The sequence below is a fragment of the Promicromonospora alba genome (genome assembly GCF_042654905.1).
Classification (GTDB): domain Bacteria; phylum Actinomycetota; class Actinomycetes; order Actinomycetales; family Cellulomonadaceae; genus Promicromonospora; species Promicromonospora alba.
Genome location: NZ_JBHSFI010000005.1, coordinates 801,089 through 816,470 on the forward strand (window position 1 = coordinate 801,089; position 15,382 = coordinate 816,470).

General features: G+C 71.8%; 15 protein-coding genes. 10 read left to right on the forward strand and 5 right to left on the reverse strand.

Annotation, left to right across the window (positions count from 1 at the left end; genetic code table 11):
- The first annotated feature begins 2 nt into the window (after positions 1–2).
- Together ACFO6V_RS18505 and ACFO6V_RS18510 are read left to right on the forward strand one after the other, a co-directional pair.
- On the forward strand, positions 3–1,160 hold the full coding sequence (locus ACFO6V_RS18505; RefSeq protein ID WP_377137768.1) for a sensor histidine kinase: 1,158 nt from the start codon (positions 3–5) through the stop codon (positions 1,158–1,160).
- Positions 1,157–1,822: a response regulator gene (locus ACFO6V_RS18510; protein WP_377137770.1), complete on the forward strand. Its 666-nt coding sequence runs from the start codon at positions 1,157–1,159 to the stop codon at positions 1,820–1,822. Before ACFO6V_RS18505 ends, ACFO6V_RS18510 begins: the two co-directional genes overlap by 4 nt.
- A 59-nt stretch (positions 1,823–1,881) precedes the next feature.
- On the opposite strand, the gene ACFO6V_RS18515 is transcribed toward ACFO6V_RS18510, so the two are convergent.
- Positions 1,882–5,262, reverse strand: a complete 3,381-nt coding sequence (locus ACFO6V_RS18515) for a family 43 glycosylhydrolase (RefSeq protein WP_377137772.1) — start codon at positions 5,260–5,262, stop codon at positions 1,882–1,884.
- Positions 5,263–5,685: 423 nt separating this feature from the next.
- On the opposite strand from ACFO6V_RS18515, the gene erm reads away from it, so the two are divergent.
- The 3 genes from erm (at position 5,686) to ACFO6V_RS18530 (ending at position 7,741) form a co-directional block, all read left to right on the forward strand.
- Positions 5,686–6,561, forward strand: coding sequence for a 23S ribosomal RNA methyltransferase Erm (gene erm, locus ACFO6V_RS18520; protein ID WP_377137774.1), 876 nt, complete (start codon positions 5,686–5,688; stop codon positions 6,559–6,561).
- 91 nt (positions 6,562–6,652) lie between these two features.
- A complete protein-coding gene (locus ACFO6V_RS18525; protein WP_377137776.1) occupies positions 6,653–7,255 on the forward strand; it encodes a hypothetical protein in 603 nt (200 codons plus the stop codon).
- Positions 7,256–7,336: 81 nt separating this feature from the next.
- Positions 7,337–7,741, forward strand: coding sequence for a DUF4345 domain-containing protein (locus ACFO6V_RS18530; RefSeq protein ID WP_377137778.1), 405 nt, complete (start codon positions 7,337–7,339; stop codon positions 7,739–7,741).
- On the opposite strand, the gene ACFO6V_RS18535 is transcribed toward ACFO6V_RS18530, so the two are convergent.
- Positions 7,734–8,087 (reverse strand): nuclear transport factor 2 family protein, encoded by a 354-nt coding sequence (locus tag ACFO6V_RS18535; RefSeq protein ID WP_377137780.1) that lies wholly within the window; start codon positions 8,085–8,087, stop codon positions 7,734–7,736. The two genes, ACFO6V_RS18530 and ACFO6V_RS18535, sit on opposite strands and share 8 nt — an antisense overlap.
- Before the next feature lie 62 nt (positions 8,088–8,149).
- Entirely contained in the window at positions 8,150–8,671 is a 522-nt protein-coding gene (locus tag ACFO6V_RS18540) for a GNAT family N-acetyltransferase (protein ID WP_377137782.1), read from the reverse strand.
- Positions 8,672–8,812: 141 nt separating this feature from the next.
- Between ACFO6V_RS18540 and ACFO6V_RS18545 the strand changes: the two genes are divergently transcribed.
- The 3 genes from ACFO6V_RS18545 (at position 8,813) to epsC (ending at position 11,706) form a co-directional block, all read left to right on the forward strand.
- Entirely contained in the window at positions 8,813–9,592 is a 780-nt protein-coding gene (locus tag ACFO6V_RS18545) for a lytic polysaccharide monooxygenase auxiliary activity family 9 protein (RefSeq protein WP_377137784.1), read from the forward strand.
- A 582-nt stretch (positions 9,593–10,174) separates the two neighbouring features.
- On the forward strand, positions 10,175–11,110 hold the full coding sequence (cysK, locus tag ACFO6V_RS18550; protein WP_377137786.1) for a cysteine synthase A: 936 nt from the start codon (positions 10,175–10,177) through the stop codon (positions 11,108–11,110).
- Complete coding sequence (gene epsC, locus ACFO6V_RS18555) at positions 11,110–11,706, forward strand: serine O-acetyltransferase EpsC (protein WP_377137788.1); 597 nt, start codon at positions 11,110–11,112, stop codon at positions 11,704–11,706. Before cysK ends, epsC begins: the two co-directional genes overlap by 1 nt.
- Positions 11,707–11,818: 112 nt before the next feature.
- Here the strand turns inward: epsC and ACFO6V_RS18560 are convergent, their stop codons facing one another.
- A complete protein-coding gene (locus ACFO6V_RS18560) occupies positions 11,819–12,211 on the reverse strand; it encodes an MmcQ/YjbR family DNA-binding protein (RefSeq protein ID WP_377137790.1) in 393 nt (130 codons plus the stop codon).
- A gap of 126 nt (positions 12,212–12,337) precedes the next feature.
- Here ACFO6V_RS18560 and ACFO6V_RS18565 point away from each other — a divergent pair, with 126 nt between their 5' ends.
- Entirely contained in the window at positions 12,338–13,450 is a 1,113-nt protein-coding gene (locus ACFO6V_RS18565) for an LLM class F420-dependent oxidoreductase (RefSeq protein WP_377137792.1), read from the forward strand.
- A gap of 102 nt (positions 13,451–13,552) precedes the next feature.
- On the opposite strand, the gene ACFO6V_RS18570 is transcribed toward ACFO6V_RS18565, so the two are convergent.
- Entirely contained in the window at positions 13,553–13,966 is a 414-nt protein-coding gene (locus ACFO6V_RS18570) for an MGMT family protein (protein WP_377137794.1), read from the reverse strand.
- A gap of 92 nt (positions 13,967–14,058) precedes the next feature.
- Between ACFO6V_RS18570 and ACFO6V_RS18575 the strand changes: the two genes are divergently transcribed.
- On the forward strand, positions 14,059–15,375 hold the full coding sequence (locus ACFO6V_RS18575) for a GNAT family N-acetyltransferase (RefSeq protein WP_377137796.1): 1,317 nt from the start codon (positions 14,059–14,061) through the stop codon (positions 15,373–15,375).
- The last annotated feature ends 7 nt before the right edge of the window (positions 15,376–15,382 follow it).

The following is a 15,382-nucleotide window of genomic DNA, read 5'->3' on the forward strand; positions in this document are numbered from 1 at the left end:
GCGTGCACACGACCGGGCGCGGAGCAGCACTGACCAGGGTCTTCGGAGACACACTTCTCGGCCTCCTCCTCACCTTCGCGCTCCTCTTCACCGCCGCGGCGCTGGCGGCGAGCTGGGGCGGGTACTCCTGGGTGTTCGGCCTCTGCGCCGGAACGGTGGTCTGCACGCTCGCGCTCCTCCGCCGCCGGCACCGGTTCGGCGTGGCGCTCGGGGGCCTCGGCGTGGCGGCGGCGACCGTCGTCGTCGCGCGGCTCGCCGGGCTCCCCGACGAGCCCGCGCCCGCGATGGCGCTCGCGCTGGCCGTACTTGTCGCCTCCGCGGTCCGCGCGCTCCCCACCCGGCAGGCCGCCGTGGTGGCCGGAGGAGGCCTCGTCGTGGTCGTCGGGTCCTGGCTCGCCACCGTGCCGTCCGTACCCGAGGTGACAGTGATCCCGATCGCGAGCGCCGCGACCTGGCTCGCCGCCGTCGCCGCAGGGCTCGGGGGACGGCTCCTCGTCGCCCGCCGTGAGGCAGCGGTCGAGCGCGTGCGCCGGGACGAGCGGCTGGCGGTGGCGCGCGAGCTGCACGACGTCGTCGCGCACCACATCACCGGCATGGTCGTGCAGGCTCAAGCCGCACAGATCGTCGCCCGCAGGAGCCCCGCCGAGCCCGGGCCGCTCGCGGACTCGCTGGCAGGCATCGAGGCTGCCGGGTCCGAGGCTCTCACCTCGCTCCGGCGCGTCGTCGGGCTGCTGCGCGACGACGACGCCTCCTCCGTCGCGCCCGGCCCCGAGGCGCTCGGCACGCTGGTCAGCCGGTTCGAGGTCCGCGGCGGCCCCGCGGTCCAGCTGCGGCTGCCCGACGACGGAGCCGCGTGGCCGCCCGAGGTGACGACCACCGTCTACCGCGTGGTCCAGGAGGCACTCACGAACATCAAGCGGCATGCGCCGCACGCCCGTCTCGTGACGGTCCACGTGAGCAGGACGCCGGACGCCGTCGTCATCGAGGTGTCCGACGACGGGCCGCCCTCCCCGGGGCTCCATGCCGGCGGCGGGTACGGCCTGATCGGGATGCGGGAGCGCGTGGAGGCGCTCGGCGGCACCCTGCGGGCTGGGCCGCGCCCGGGCGCTGGATGGAGTGTCCTGGTCACTCTGCCCCTCGCCGGTGCGGAGCCCCGATGACCATCAGCGTGCTCCTCGCCGACGACCAGCCCATGGTCCGCGGCGGCCTGCGGACCATCCTGGAGGATCAGCCCGACATCGAGGTCGTCGCGGAGGCGTCCGACGGCGTCGAGGCGGTCGCGCTGGCCCGGCGTCTGCGGCCGGACGTCTGCCTCGTCGACATCCGCATGCCCCGCATGGACGGCATCGAGGTGACCCGCACGCTCGCGGGGCCCGACGTCGCCGACCCGCTCCGGGTGGTCGTCGTCACGACGTTCGACGTCGACGAGTACGTCTACGGGGCGCTCCGCGGCGGCGCCGTCGGCTTCATCCTGAAGGACGCCGGCCCGGCGCTGCTCGTCGAGGCGGTCCGGGCGGCGCACGCGGGCGACGCGCTGGTCTCGCCGTCGGTCACGGTGCGGCTGCTGCGGCACCTGAACGGCGCGTCCCGGCCGGAGGGCGGGCCGGGCGGCGCCTCCGCCGTCCGGCCGCTGTCCGAACGAGAGACCGAGGTGGTCCGCGCGATAGCGCTCGGGCGGACCAACCTGGAGATCGGTGCGGAGATGTTCATCTCGCTCAGCACCGTGAAGGGTCACGTCGCGGCGGTGCAGGCGAAGCTCGGGCTGCGCAACCGCGTGGAGATCGCGGCCTGGGCCTGGGAGAACGGCGTGGCGGGCCGCTGAGGTGCCTACGGCCCTGACTCGACGTACCAGGTACGTCGAGTCAGGGCCGCGGGCCTTGGCTAGCTTCGCGCCTGGACCTTGGCCGTCTGCGCGGAGACCGCCTCGCCCGGGAACGCCCCCGGCCGCGACGCCGTCACCCGCACCGACATACGGTGCCCGATGTCGGCCGGCGTCAGCCGCAGCGTCTTGCGGGTCGCGTCGGCGATCGGCTCGCCGTCCCGCAGCCACTGGTAGGTGAACGTGATGCCCCGCTTGTCCCAGGTACCAGGCGTCCCGGTGAGGGTCCCGCCGACGACCGCCTTGCCCTGGACCTTCGGCGGGCGCAGCGCCTCCGGCTGGACGCCGTCGTACGGCAGCGGGTCGACGCTCGTGAGCGTCGGCACGACCTTCTCCATGAGGCCGTCGTCGTCGAACGTCAGCCGGTCGATGGTGGTCTCCCGGTGGGTCCCGTCACCGCCCGGCATGCCGAACCGGTGGTAGGCGATGTACCACTCGTCGGTTCCTGGCACCTGCACTATCGAGCTGTGTCCGGTCCCGAGGATGCCCTGGCTCTGGTCCTTCTCGAGGATGACGCCGCGGTAGGTCCACGGTCCGTCGACGCTCGTGGCCGTCGCGTAGCCGACCCTGTAGTCGGCCGAGCCGGTGTCGTCGATCGAGTAGGTCAGGTGGTAGAGCCCGTCGCGGTAGTTGAGGAACGTGCCCTCGCGGAAGTCGTCGAGGCCCGCGATCCGCCCCAGCGTGTCCTGCTTGATCGACAGCATGTCGTCGCTCAGCTCGGCGTAGACCGGGCCGTTGGACGGCCCGCCGTTGCCCCAGAACAGGTAGTACTTGCCCGTCTCGGGATCCTGGAACGCCGACGGGTCGATCGCCTGGCCCGACGTGATCGCCTCGTTGTTGAGGACCATCGCCGTCGGCTGCGCGGTGAACGGGCCCTCGGGGCTGTCGGCCACGGCGACGCCGAGCGTCTTGCGGTTGTAGGTCGGGTTGTGGCCCGAGAAGTAGAAGTAGTACTTCCCGTCCCGTTCGATGATCGTCGGCGCCCAGGCGTTACCGGTCGCCCACGGCACGTTGCCGTTCTCGCCGTCCAGGGTCAGGAACGGCTCGGCCGAGCGCTCCCAGTCGGCCAGGTCCTTCGACTTCCAGACGTAGAAGTCCTTGCCGCCCCAGCCCGCGACGCCGTCGGTGGTCGCGTAGACGTAGTAGTAGTCACCGAACCGCGCGATGTTCGGGTCGGCGTACAGGCCCGGCAGCACCGGCGACCGCATCTCGACGGCGCGCACGGTCCAGTCGCGGGTGGTGCCGTCCTGCGCGGTCACGGTGAACGTCTTCGCCGCCGAGAGGTCCACCGGACCCGTGACGTCGGGCGAGACCGTCGACGTCGACACGGTCTCGAAGGCCGGCTCCAGCGCCGTCCGGTCGGTGCCCGGCGTGACCGGCAGGGTCACCGTCGAGGAGGCCGCGTCGATCACGGCCGGGATCTTGAGGGTGTCGAGCTCGACGCCCGTGATGGCCGTCGGGTCCGCCCCGAGCTCCTGGACCTCGTCCGCAGTGAGCGCCCGGTTGTAGATGCGGAAGTCGCGCACCTTGCCCTTGAGGTACCTGTCGGAGGTGTAGTTGGAGCGGCCGATGTAGTTGGCGGTGGTGCGGCCGTCGCCGATGTCGCCGGGCTGGATCGTGACGCCGGTCTTCTCGCCGACCTTGACGCCGTCGAGGTAGAGCACGGCGGTGCCGTCCTGGAGCGTGTACGTGAGCGTCTTCCAGGCGCCGCGCGGCAGGGCGGGCCCGCCCGCCACCGTCTGCTCGGTGCTCCAGTTCCCGGACGCGATCGAGGTCCGGTAGTTGTTGCCGGTGGTGAAGAGGTAGCCGTTGCCGGTACCCCCGCCGTCGGTGTTGCCCAGGCCCCAGATGAAGTACGGCGTCGCCTGGGCAGGGTCCAGCCAGACCTTCGTCGAGACGGTGATCGCGTCGAGCCCCGCCATCATGTTGTTCGGCAGCTTCACATGACCGTCGGTCCCGCCGAGGTTCAGCGCACCGTCGGCGAAGGTGGCGTCGCCGCTGATCGCGCCGTCGTACCCGTGGCCGGTGCTGTCCGTCGCGACGGCGCCGGACGTCTCGTCGAGGTCGTACTGCGCGACCAGGCCGTTCTCGTCGGCGACGACGGGCGTGGGCTCCTCCGGGATCACGATGCCCTCGCGCAGCGCCGCGAGCTCGGCGGCGGTGACCGGGATGACCGTGCCGTGGCGCGGGCTGGCGGGCAGGTCGTAGTTCGCGGCCACCTGCCAGTCCGGGTTCTCCAGGTCGTCGGTGCCGAGCGGGATGTAGCCGCGGCCGCCGTACTCGTCGACGAACAGGTAGTACGGCGAGCCGGAGGTGTCGCCCGGGTTGGCCTCGAAGACGGTGGGTCCTTCGACGGCGGAGGTGCCGGCGTCGCGACCGATGCAGGCGTCCATGAACTCCCAGGACGGGTCGCCCGGCAGGTCCACGGCGGTCAGCGACGGGGACTTCTCCTGGATGATGTCCGAGCAGCCGGTGCCGCCGCCGCCCTCGTCCTTGGTGAAGCGGTAGTAGGTGTCGTTCTCCTTGATCACCGTCGAGTCGATGCGGGACTCGCCGCGGTCCTGCCAGATCTTGGCCTCGCTGAACGTCACGAAGTCACGCGTCGTCGCGTAGAGCATGCGGTTGTACGCGTTACCGGTGTGGTCCGGGTCGTCCTCGGCGTACAGCTTCGAGGCCCAGAACACGACGTACTGCTGGAGCGACTCGTCCCAGTACGCCTCGGGCGCCCAGGTGTTGCCCGCGGTGTCGGGCGAGACCTTGATGTGCCGCTGCGCCGACCAGTTGATCAGGTCGGTCGACTCCCAGACCTCTAGGTACTTGCTGCCCTGTCGCTGCGAGCGGTCCCAGTCGCCGTTGCGGCCGATCGAGAGGTCCGTGGCGATCAGGAAGAACCGGTCGCCCTCGGGGGAACGGATCAGGAACGGGTCGCGCAGGCCCATCTCGCCCATGGTCGACTCGAGCGTGGGCTGCCCCTCGTTGAGCTCGTCCCACTTCAGCGCGTTGTTGCCGCGGCTCGCGGCGAAGTAGATCTTCTCGCCGGCTATCGAGTTGCCCGTGAAGTAGCTGAAGGCATAGCCCTCGTACGGCGCGGCGGCGGGCTGCTCCCGCACGGTGAGGGGGATCTCGCGCGTGGCGGTGGCATCGCCGACGACGGCGGTAGCGGTCAGGGTCACCATGGTGTCCCCCGCGCCGTGCGCGGGGCGGGCCACCACGCCGTCGGTGGCGACGACGGCCGGGTCGGACGACGCCCAGGTGACCGTCGCGCCGTGCAGGCCGGACGACGGCAGCGTGAGGTGCCCGCGCACGTCGTCGGCGTGCACGACGCTCAGCGCGGCGGCCGCGGCGTCGGCATCGGCCTGGGCGTCCGCGTCGGCAGCTGTCACCGACAATGTGGTCGTGGTGGCCGTGGCGGGCACGGCGGCGCTCGCCGGCAGGAACGGGAGCAGGCCTCCGAGCAGTGCCGCGACGGCGCCGACTGCAACGGGGCGTGGGGGCAGAAGGGAACTACTGGTGCTTCTTTGCACGGTGACCTCACAGAAATGTGAACGTTAACAGTGCGCCATACGACCACCGCGAGTTCGCCGTGTCAAGCCTCCGAAAAAACCTTGGCCCGCTCTGGAGGGCGGCTCGTAGGGTCGACCCCGATGAGCGCCATGACCATGAACACGATGATCAGAGAGCGTTCCGCCCGCTAGCGGCGCGGAACGCACTCTCACACCCAGCGCGTGCCCCGCGCCGCCGGCTCCCACCGGGCGGCGCGTTCGTGCTGCCCGGAACTCGAGTACCGACGACTTCCGGAGCACACCATGTCGCGCAACCGTTCCTCACGCCCCTCTGCCCGAAACTCCGCCCGCAACTCTTCCCGGGCCGCCTCGTTCCGGACCGCCCCAGCCGACGGCGCAGGCACCACCGAGGCCCTCCACGACCTGCCGGGCGGCGCCCACGAGCTGGGCCAGAACCTCCTGGTGGATACGCAGGTCATCCGCCGCGTCGTCGACCTCGTCCGCGACGCCGACCGGCCGGTGGTCGAGTGGGCGGCCGGTCGCGGGGCGCTCACCCTGCCGCTGGCTCGCCTGGGCCGCCCGCTCGAGGCGGTGGAGATCGACTCGCGCTCGACCGGGCGGCTCAGCCGGGTGGTCCCCGAGAACGTCACGGTGACGCGGGACGACATCCTGCGCCACGCACCGCCGTCGGACCCCCACGACCTCGTGTGCAACGTGCCGTTCCACCTGACCACGCCGGTGCTGCGACGGCTCTTCACGCTGACCGGCTGGCAGCGCGCCGTGCTGATCACGCAGTGGGAGGTCGCGCGCAAGCGCGCCGCCGTCGGCGGCACCACGCTCCTGACCGCCCAGTGGTGGCCGTGGCTCGCGCCCCGCCTGGACCGCCGCATCCCCGCCGGGGCGTTCCGGCCGCGGCCGAGCGTGGACGCCGGGCTGCTCGTGATCGACCGTCGTGCGGAGCCGCTGCTGCCCGTGCGGGAGCAGCGCGGCTACCAGCGATTCGCCGCGGCGGTGTTCAACGGACGCGGCCGCGGGCTGCACGAGATCCTCACGCGGCAGGGCATCGCCCGGGACGACGTCCGGCGGTGGGCGCGGGAGCACGGCGTCGGCCCGAACGCGCTCCCCCGTGAGCTGGACGCCCGGGCCTGGGTGGGGGCGTACCGCATGAGCGGGCGCTGAGCCGGCCCGGCGGGCGCTGAGCCGCTGACCAGCCCCGATCCATCACAGCATGCCCAGCGGATCGTCATGTCGGTGCGGTCGAATGGTCCCCATGACACGGACCTCCTCGTACCGCCCGCGCCATCGCTGGATCATCGCCGTCATCTCGGTGGTCGGCGGGCTGGCATTGCTCGGGGTGGTCGGCGAGCTCGTCCTACGCGGCGTCATCGACGACCGGATCGCGAGCGCCGAGGCGGACCTGCCGGCGGGCGTCACCGTCACGCGGGACAACACGCCCGCGCTCTGGCAGGTCGCGACCGGCGAGGCCACCGTGTCGGTGCGGGTCTCCCCCGAGGCCCTCACCGACACGGCGCGCACCGCCACCGACCTGCCGGGGCTCCAGGTCGCGTCGGAGGCCGGTGACCTCGTCGCACGGCTGCCGCTGTCCATCGCGGGCAGCGAGCAGACGGTCGACGTGCTCCTCTCCGTGGCCGCTGAGGGCGGCCAGGCGGTGCTCCGTGCGGACACGGTCCGGCTCGCCGGGCTCAGCATGCCCGTGGCCACGCTCGCGGAGCAGCTCGGCGACGACCAGCTGAACCAGCTGGTCGAGGGCGTGGCGTTCCCGGAGGGTCAGGATCGGCAGCAGGTGGCGATCTCGTCGGCGCGCACCACCGACGACGGGCTGGAGCTCGGGGCCGAGGTAGCGATGTGGTGAGCGATGGGACTTGAACCCGCGACCCGCTCGCGCCCCCAAGAGTCCCGGCGGCGAACCGGACGCACGTGCCAGACTGCCCATATGGGTCGACGGACACTGATAGTGGTCATCGCCGTGCTCGGCGTCGTTCCCGTGCTCAGCGGGCTGCTCGGGATCGTGGGCGGGCCCGCGGCGCTGCCCGACGGCGAGGCGGTGAACGCCACCGTCGACGGCGAGTACCGGTTCACCAACGTCTTCTGGCTCGCCGCTGGACTGCTCATCTGGTGGAGCCTGCGCCGGCCCGAGGAACGCGCTGCCGTGACGCGCGTGATCCTCGCGATCGCCTCGCTCGGCGCCATCCCGCGGCTCATCTCCATAGCGGTGACGGGCTGGCCGCACCCGGCGTTCATCGGGGCGCTGGTCCTCGAGCTGTTCGTCGTGCCGCTGGTGATCTGGTGGCACGTGCGGACGTTCCCGCGGCCGGAGGTGCCAGAGCCCCTCAGCTGAGCACCAGGCTCGCGATCTTCCCGTCGCGCAGCTCGAACTTGAACGGCCCGGTCCCGTTGAACCGGTTGCTCGTCACCATGATGTTCGCCGTGTACTCGCCGTGCGCGGACCCGGGCACCACCGAGATCAGCTCGAACTGGCTCTGCATCCCGATGTTGTCCGTCTCGTTCCAGCTCCGGACGCCGTCGGAGCCGTGGAACTCACGCCCCCAGTCGTTCAGGTAGGCGTCGTCCGTGAAGGTGGCCACGAACCGTTCGGTGTCGGCCGCGTTCGTGGCGTCGACGAACTCCTGTATGACGGACGGGATGGTGGGCGGGACGACGTCGGGCGTGTCGTTGACAGCCATGCAAACCTCCAAGGCACTCGGTCTCCTCGACCTTAAGCACAGTTCTGCCGACCAGCCAGGGCTCAGTGATCCATGGTCCGCTCGTAGAACCGCCAGAGATGCTGCAGCTCGGCAGGGATCTCGGACCCCTCGTAGGGCGAGCGCTCCACGAACCCGCGCGACTCGTAGAGCCGGTGGGCCCCGTGCATGAAGCGGTTGCTGTCCAGCCGGACCGTCGGCGCCCGCAGCTCGCCGCGGGAGAGCTCCAGGAGCCAGTCCAGCATGGCTGAGCCCACGTGGGCGCCGCGGTGCTCAGGGCGCACGAACATCCGCTTGATCTCGACGGCGCCGTCGTCCTGCACGCGCAGGGCCGCGACGCCCGCCGGTGCGCCATCGACGTGCGCGAGCGCGATCACGCCGGACGGCCTGCGGAACCGGTCGAGCGCCGCGGGCGTGTGTCGCGCGTCGCCGTCCATCGCGAAGCCGTAGGTCTCCTCGAACGTGGCGAGCGCCCACGCCATGTACTCCGTCATGAGCTGGAGCACGACGGCGTCGTCGGCGGCGGACGCCTCACGGATCTGGGGCTGGGTCCGGGGCTGGTTCAACACACCGTTCCTTCCTGGTCGTCGCCGCACTCTAAACGTTTCAGCGGGTGGTTTTCGCCCGCTCGGCGTCCGCACAGTGTTCCTGCACCGCGCCGTGGCGGGCTCCGCCAGGCGCACCCGCCCGAGCACCTGGAGGAACCCATGTCCATCCGTGCGCACAAGCGCAGTCTCACGCTCGCCATCACCGCGGCACTGGTCGCTCCGTTCGCCTTCCTGGCCACGGTCACCGCGGACACCATCACAGCGGCGCCGGCGGCCGCACACGGTTCGGTGACCGACCCGCCCACGCGCAACTACGGGTGTCTCGAGCGCTGGGGCAGCGACCACCTGAACCCCGAGATGGCCACCATCGACCCGATGTGCTGGGGCGCCTGGCGGCACGACCCCAACGCCATGTGGAACTGGAACGGCCTCTACCGGGAGAACGTGGGCGGCAACCACGAGGCAGTCATCCCGAACGGGCAGCTCTGCTCGGGCGGCCGCACGCAGTCGCCGCGGTACGACTACATGGACACCCCCGGCGAGTGGGTCGCCAAGGACGTCCCGCAGCAGTTCCACCTCACCCTGACCGACCAGGCCCGGCACGGCGCCGACTACCTGCGCATCTACGTCTCGGAGCCCGGTTTCGACCCGACGACGGAGGCGCTCGGCTGGGACGACGTCCAGCTGGTCAAGGAGACCGGCAGGTACCCGTCGCAGGGCACGTACGAGACCGACGTCGACCTGTCCGGGCGCAGCGGCCGGGCCGTCCTGTACACGATCTGGCAGGCCTCCCACCTCGACCAGCCGTACTACCTGTGCTCGGACATCAACATCGGCGGCGGTGCCGCCGCAGCCGAGGCCGGGCCCGAGTCGGTCGTCACGACGAAGGTCGCGACGACGGCGGCCGCCGGCTGCCGCCTCGGTCAGTTCGCCGCCTGACCGCGGCAGAGCAGGAGACGACAGCACCTCTCGTGCCGACAGTCGGCCTCGGTCCCTCAGCGGACCGGGGCCGACGTCGCGCCTGGTGCACCTCGCGCCCCAGGACAACGCCTCAGGACGCCGCCCCAGGAGCCCTCACGCGAGGCCGAACGCATAGGCGTGATCGATACCTGAGACAGATCTTGTCTCACAGTCCCTGCCCGCGTAATCTGCTCCAGGCGGGCCGGTGGCCCGCTACGGAACACGCAGCCGCGCGGCCGTCCGGCCGCCCACGCAGGGAGGACGTCTTGAGCACCGTGCGCTCCGCACTCCCCACCTCGGCCCTGACCTCGACCCGCACCGCCGCCACGCACTCCATGTGCGTGTCCGACTGCTGCCCCCGAGGCTGTCTGTAGAGCGTCCGCTTCGCGCCCGACCACCCGGCTCAGCCGAGCGTGGCCCAGGCGCCGGCGCGATGCTCCGGTCCCACCCAAGCCCCAGACGCTCCACGCCAGTCCCGAGGCACGCATCCGCACGACCCGGGCGCCGACGTCGGACATGCACGACTCCAGCCAGACCCGCCACACAGTGAAGGAAGAACACATGGCCCGCATCTATGACGACGCGACCAAGCTCATCGGCAACACCCCGCTCGTCAAGCTCAACCGCTTGACCGAGGGTCTTGAGGCGACGGTTCTCGCCAAGCTCGAGTTCTACAACCCGGCCAACTCCGTGAAGGACCGCATCGGCGTGTCCATCATCGACGCCGCCGAGGCGTCCGGTGAGCTCAAGGAGGGCGGCACGATCGTCGAGGGCACCTCCGGGAACACCGGTATCGCCCTGGCCTGGGTCGGCGCGGCCCGTGGTTACAAGGTGGTCCTCGCGATGCCGGAGACCATGTCGAAGGAACGCCGCGCGCTGCTGCGCGCGTACGGCGCCGAGCTGGTGCTGACGCCGGGAGCCGAGGGCATGAAGGGCGCCGTCGCGGCCGCCGAGAAGATCGCGCAGGAGCGTCCGGGCGCCATCCTGGCCCGCCAGTTCGCCAACGAGGCCAACCCGAAGATCCACCGCGAGACCACCGCCGAGGAGATCTGGGCCGACACCGACGGCAACGTCGACATCCTGGTCGCCGGCATCGGCACGGGCGGCACCATCACCGGTGTGGGCCAGGTGCTCAAGGACCGGAACCCCGACATCAAGGTCGTCGCGGTCGAGCCCGAGGAGTCGCCCATCCTCAACGGCGGTGCCCCCGGCCCGCACAAGATCCAGGGCATCGGCGCCAACTTCGTGCCGGAGATCCTCGACACCAAGGTGTACGACGAGGTCATCGACGTCAACCTCGCCACGGCCATCGAGACCGCGCGCCGCTCGGCGCAGGAGGAGGGCCTGCTGGTCGGCACCTCCTCCGGCGCCGCGCTCTCCGCGGCCCTCCAGGTCGCGAAGCGCCCGGAGAACGCCGGCAAGACGATCGTCGTGATCGTCCCGGACTTCGGCGAGCGTTACCTCTCGACGCCGCTCTTCGAGGGCCTGGTCGACTGATGGCCAAGGCGCGCGGGCTGTTCCGGGTTCTCGCCGAGGACCTGGCCGCCGCGCGCGCCCACGACCCGGCCGCGCGGTCGAACCTGGAGGTCGCGCTCGCCTACCCAGGCGTGCACGCCCTCTGGGCCTACCGCGCGGCGCACCGCATGTGGCGGGTGCCGTCCCTTCGCCTGCCCGCGCGGCTGCTCTCGCAGCTCGCGCGGGCGGCGACCGGGATCGAGATCCATCCCGGCGCCCGGCTGGGGCAGCGTCTCTTCATCGACCACGGCATGGGTGTGGTCATCGGCGAGACCGCCGTGGTGGGCGACGACGTCATGCTCTATCACGGCGTCACCCTGGGCGGCCGGTCGCTCAACCGCGGCAAGCGCCACCCGACGCTCGGCGACCGCGTGACCGTCGGCGCCGGCGCGAAGGTTCTCGGCCCCGTGTGGGTGGGCGACGACGTGCAGATCGGCGCCAACGCCGTCGTCGTGAAGGACGTACCCCCTGGAGCCGTCGCCGTGGGCATCCCCGCGCGGATCCGGGTGCCGAACGCGCCGGTGGCGGAACGCCCCCGGCACGAGGACCCGTCGGAGCTCATCGAGTACACGATCTGACCCCGCGGGTGCGATCCGGATCCGGATGATCGGTAGAAGGTCAGGTGATCGGCAGCTCGGAATGCCGATCACCTGACCTTTTGCCGATCACCCGGGCCGACGCCCGCGGGCTTCAGCGCAGGCGGTCCGCGTGCTGCTGCGCCAGGGCGGGCGGCGCCGTGGCGAGCCAGGCGTCGACCAGGGCCTCCCGCAGCCCCTCCTCGTCGATGACGTCGAGCTGGATCAGCATGCCCGGGAAGCCGTCGAAGTGCGCGATCGTGAAGAACCCCGGCCGCTCCTCGGACAGGATCGCCTCCTTCTCCCCCAGGTCCTCGACGCGCACGCCCAGGATCGGGCCCTCCGGCACCGGCTCGTCGCCGAACCGCTTGAGGTCAGCCTTGGTGAACGGGCGTTCCCAGGCGAACGCCTTGCGCCCGACGGACCAGGCGCGGTGGCGGTAGCTCAGGCCCTCGGCGGTCTCGGGCAGCGCGAGGGCGAGCCGGGCGACGTCGTCGTAGGTGGCCACCGTTCCACCGTACCCACTGCTGCCGGGCGCGCTCGGCGGAACACCGCCGGGTGAGCCGGTAGGGTGTGGGCAGTATCTGGGACGCGCCGTCCCAGGTAAGACGTTCCCACGACGAGGTGACCCCACATGCGCATCGGATTCCAGACCGGTTACTGGTCCCGCAAGCCCCCGAAGGGCATCCAGCAGTTCATCGTGGCCGCCGACAGGCTCGGCCTCGACTCGGTCTGGACGGCGGAGGCCTACGGCTCCGACGCCTTCTCGCCGCTGGCCTGGTGGGGCTCCCGCACCAAGAACGTGCGGCTGGGCACGGGCATCGCCCAGCTGTCCGCGCGCACGCCGACGGCGACCGCCATGCAGGCGCTCACGATGGACCACCTGTCCAAGGGCCGGTTCGTGCTGGGCCTCGGCGCCTCCGGGCCGCAGGTCGTCGAGGGCTGGTACGGCCAGCCGTACAAGCGTCCGCTGGCCCGCACGCGCGAGTACGTCGACATCGTGCGGCAGGTGATGCGCCGTGAGGCGCCGGTGACCCACGACGGCTCCTTCTACCAGCTGCCCCTGTCCGCGGAGGCGCCCGGGGCGATGGGGCTGGGCAAGGCGCTCAAGCCCACGGTGCACCCGTTCCGTCCCGAGATCCCCATCATCCTGGCCGCGCAGGGCCCCAAGAACGTGGCCCTCGCCGCCGAGATCGCCGACGGCTGGATGGCCGGCTTCTACGCGCCCCGCATGGACGACGAGTTCCGGGCGCTGCTCGCCGAGGGTTTCGACGCCCGCGCGGAGGCGCGTTCGGCGGCCGACGGGTTCGAGGTGGCTGCCACCGTCCCCGTCATCGTGCGGGACGACGTCGAGGCCGCCGCCGACGTCATCCGCCCGCACATCGCCCTGTACGCGGGTGGGATGGGCGCCAAGGACGCGAACTTCCACAAGCAGTCGCTCGACCGGCTCGGCTACAAGGAGCCGCTCGACAAGGTGCAGGAGCTGTACCTCGCCGGGCGCAAGGAGGAGGCGGCCGCGGCCGTGCCGACGCAGCTCGTGGAGGAGATCGCGCTGGTCGGCCCGATCGACAAGATCCGGCGCGAGCTGCCGGCCTGGGAGAGCACGGCGATCACGACGATGCTCGTCCAGGGCGACCCGGCCTCCATGCTGGCGCTGCTCTCGGCGTCGCAGGACTCCTCGCTGGGCGGGCGGGCGCGCTCGACGACGTCCGCGCTGCTCTCGCGGGTGGCCCCGAAGAAGGTCTGACGGCGGCGGGGGTCTCGACGGGCTCGGCCACCGGTTCCCTTCCGCTGGTCGAACCCGTCGAGGCCCCGAACCCGTTGGTCGAGCTTGTCGAGACCCCCGCTCTCAGTCGTCCTCCGGGAACCACACCGCGCGCCGCAGGTTCACGCGGCGGCCGTCCCTGGACAGCGGGCAGCCCTCGGCGCGCAGCGCGTCCAGGGCCTCCGTCAGGTGATGCTGAGGCGGTGATCCTGCGGCGTTCACCACCCGCCACCACGGCACCCGGTCTCCGTCGGCGACGGGTGCGTCGTCGTCCTGGTCGTCGTCGTCCGGGACGAGGTGTGCGTACCGGCCACCGGAACCGGCCAGCACGCTCCCCACCTGGCGCGGCCCGCCACGGCCGAGCTCCTCGCCGACGATCTCGGCGATCAGCCCGTACGTCATCGCGCGGCCCGAGGGGATGCGCCGGACGACGTCGAGCACCGCGGCGGCATACTCCTCGACGTCGGTGAGCTGGGTTCCGGGCGGCGAGTCGGTCACGGATGCGATCGTAGACGCGGACACCGACAGCCGGACCAGCAGCGACCGCGACCGGCAGTTTTCCACTTGCCCGCTGGTGGCACGATCGACGCATGGCACTTCCTCAGATCACCCTGCCCCACGGCTACCGCTGGCGCACGCTGACCAAGGACGACCAGCGGCTCGTGACCGAGCTGGACACGTGGGCGTTCCCGTCGGGGCTCGCCCACGACGACATCGACGCCACCCCGTCACCGCTGACCTGGGAACGCGCGATAGCGATCGAGGCAGAGGGCTTCGACGGCCTGGCGGCGCTGCACGCGTCCTACCCGTTCCGGCAGTTCCCCGTGCCCGGCGCCGAGCTGCCGACCGCCGGCCTGACCTGGGTAGGTGTGCATCCCCAGCACCGCAGGCGCGGCCTGCTGACGGCGATGATCGACCTGCACCTGGCGCGCTCCGTCGAGCGTGGCGAGGCGCTCAGCGCCCTCTTCGCCGCCGAGGCACCGATCTACGGCCGGTTCGGCTACGGCCGCGCTGCCGACGACCTCCGCCTGGAGATCCCGCGCGGCGCAGCCCTGCGGGACGTGCCCGGCGCGGAACGGCACACGATCCGGCTCGAGGTCGCCACGCGCGAGAAGCACGGCGAGCTCGTCGACCGCCTGCACCGCGCGGCCGGCGCCGCCCCGACGGGCATACCGGGGATCAACCGGCCGGGCTGGGCCACCCGCGAGACCGAGGAGCTGCAGGCCATCCTCTGGGACGACTCCCCGGTCTTCCGCGAGGGGCGCGAGTCCCGGCGCATCATGATCGTCGAGCTCGACGGCGAACCGCGCGGTTACGTGACGTTCCGTCGCACCATGAACTGGGAGCCCAGAGGGCCGCGCGGGCGGGTCCACGCGGGCGAGGTCGTCGCGCTCGACGCCCCCGCCGCCCGGGCCTTGTGGGGCGCGCTGCTCGATCTCGACCTGACGAACGAGGTCACGCCGTTCGTCCTGCCGGTGGACGACGTCATCACGAATCTCCTGGTGGACCTCCGCGCCGCCGTCCCGCGCACGCCGGACAACGTCTGGGTCCGGCTGGTCGACGTCGCCGGCGCGCTCGCCGGACGCCAGTACGCGGCCGACGTCGACGTCACGCTCGCCGTGACAGACAGGCAGCTGCCCGCCAACGCGGGTGCCTACCGGCTGCGGGCCGAGGCGTTCGGCGGGGCGTCGGTGGAGCAGGTGGACCCCGAGTTCGAGGCCCCGGACCTGTCGCTCGACGTGCGCGAGCTGGGCGCCGCCTATCTCGGCGGCAGGTCGCTCGCGGCGCTGGCGGCCGCGGGCCTCATCACGGTCCACCCGCGTCCCGGGCAGCCGGCGAACGCGCTGGCCCGCGCGAGCGCTGCCTTCGGCTGGCCGATCGCGCCCGGATCCTCCTGGGTCTTCTGACCCACCA

What these genes read in the sequence shown, in the direction of transcription:
- ACFO6V_RS18525 (WP_377137776.1), top strand. Translation starts at nt 6,653, where the DNA reads ATGACACGGACCTCCTCGTACCGCCCGCGCCATCGCTGGATCATCGCC.
- erm (WP_377137774.1), top strand. Translation starts at nt 5,686, where the DNA reads ATGTCGCGCAACCGTTCCTCACGCCCCTCTGCCCGAAACTCCGCCCGC.
- ACFO6V_RS18575 (WP_377137796.1), top strand. Translation starts at nt 14,059, where the DNA reads ATGGCACTTCCTCAGATCACCCTGCCCCACGGCTACCGCTGGCGCACG.
- cysK (WP_377137786.1), top strand. Translation starts at nt 10,175, where the DNA reads ATGGCCCGCATCTATGACGACGCGACCAAGCTCATCGGCAACACCCCG.
- epsC (WP_377137788.1), top strand. Translation starts at nt 11,110, where the DNA reads ATGGCCAAGGCGCGCGGGCTGTTCCGGGTTCTCGCCGAGGACCTGGCC.
- ACFO6V_RS18510 (WP_377137770.1), top strand. Translation starts at nt 1,157, where the DNA reads ATGACCATCAGCGTGCTCCTCGCCGACGACCAGCCCATGGTCCGCGGC.
- ACFO6V_RS18545 (WP_377137784.1), top strand. Translation starts at nt 8,813, where the DNA reads ATGTCCATCCGTGCGCACAAGCGCAGTCTCACGCTCGCCATCACCGCG.
- ACFO6V_RS18530 (WP_377137778.1), top strand. Translation starts at nt 7,337, where the DNA reads ATGGGTCGACGGACACTGATAGTGGTCATCGCCGTGCTCGGCGTCGTT.
- ACFO6V_RS18565 (WP_377137792.1), top strand. Translation starts at nt 12,338, where the DNA reads ATGCGCATCGGATTCCAGACCGGTTACTGGTCCCGCAAGCCCCCGAAG.
- ACFO6V_RS18535 (WP_377137780.1), bottom strand. Translation starts at nt 8,087, where the DNA reads ATGGCTGTCAACGACACGCCCGACGTCGTCCCGCCCACCATCCCGTCC.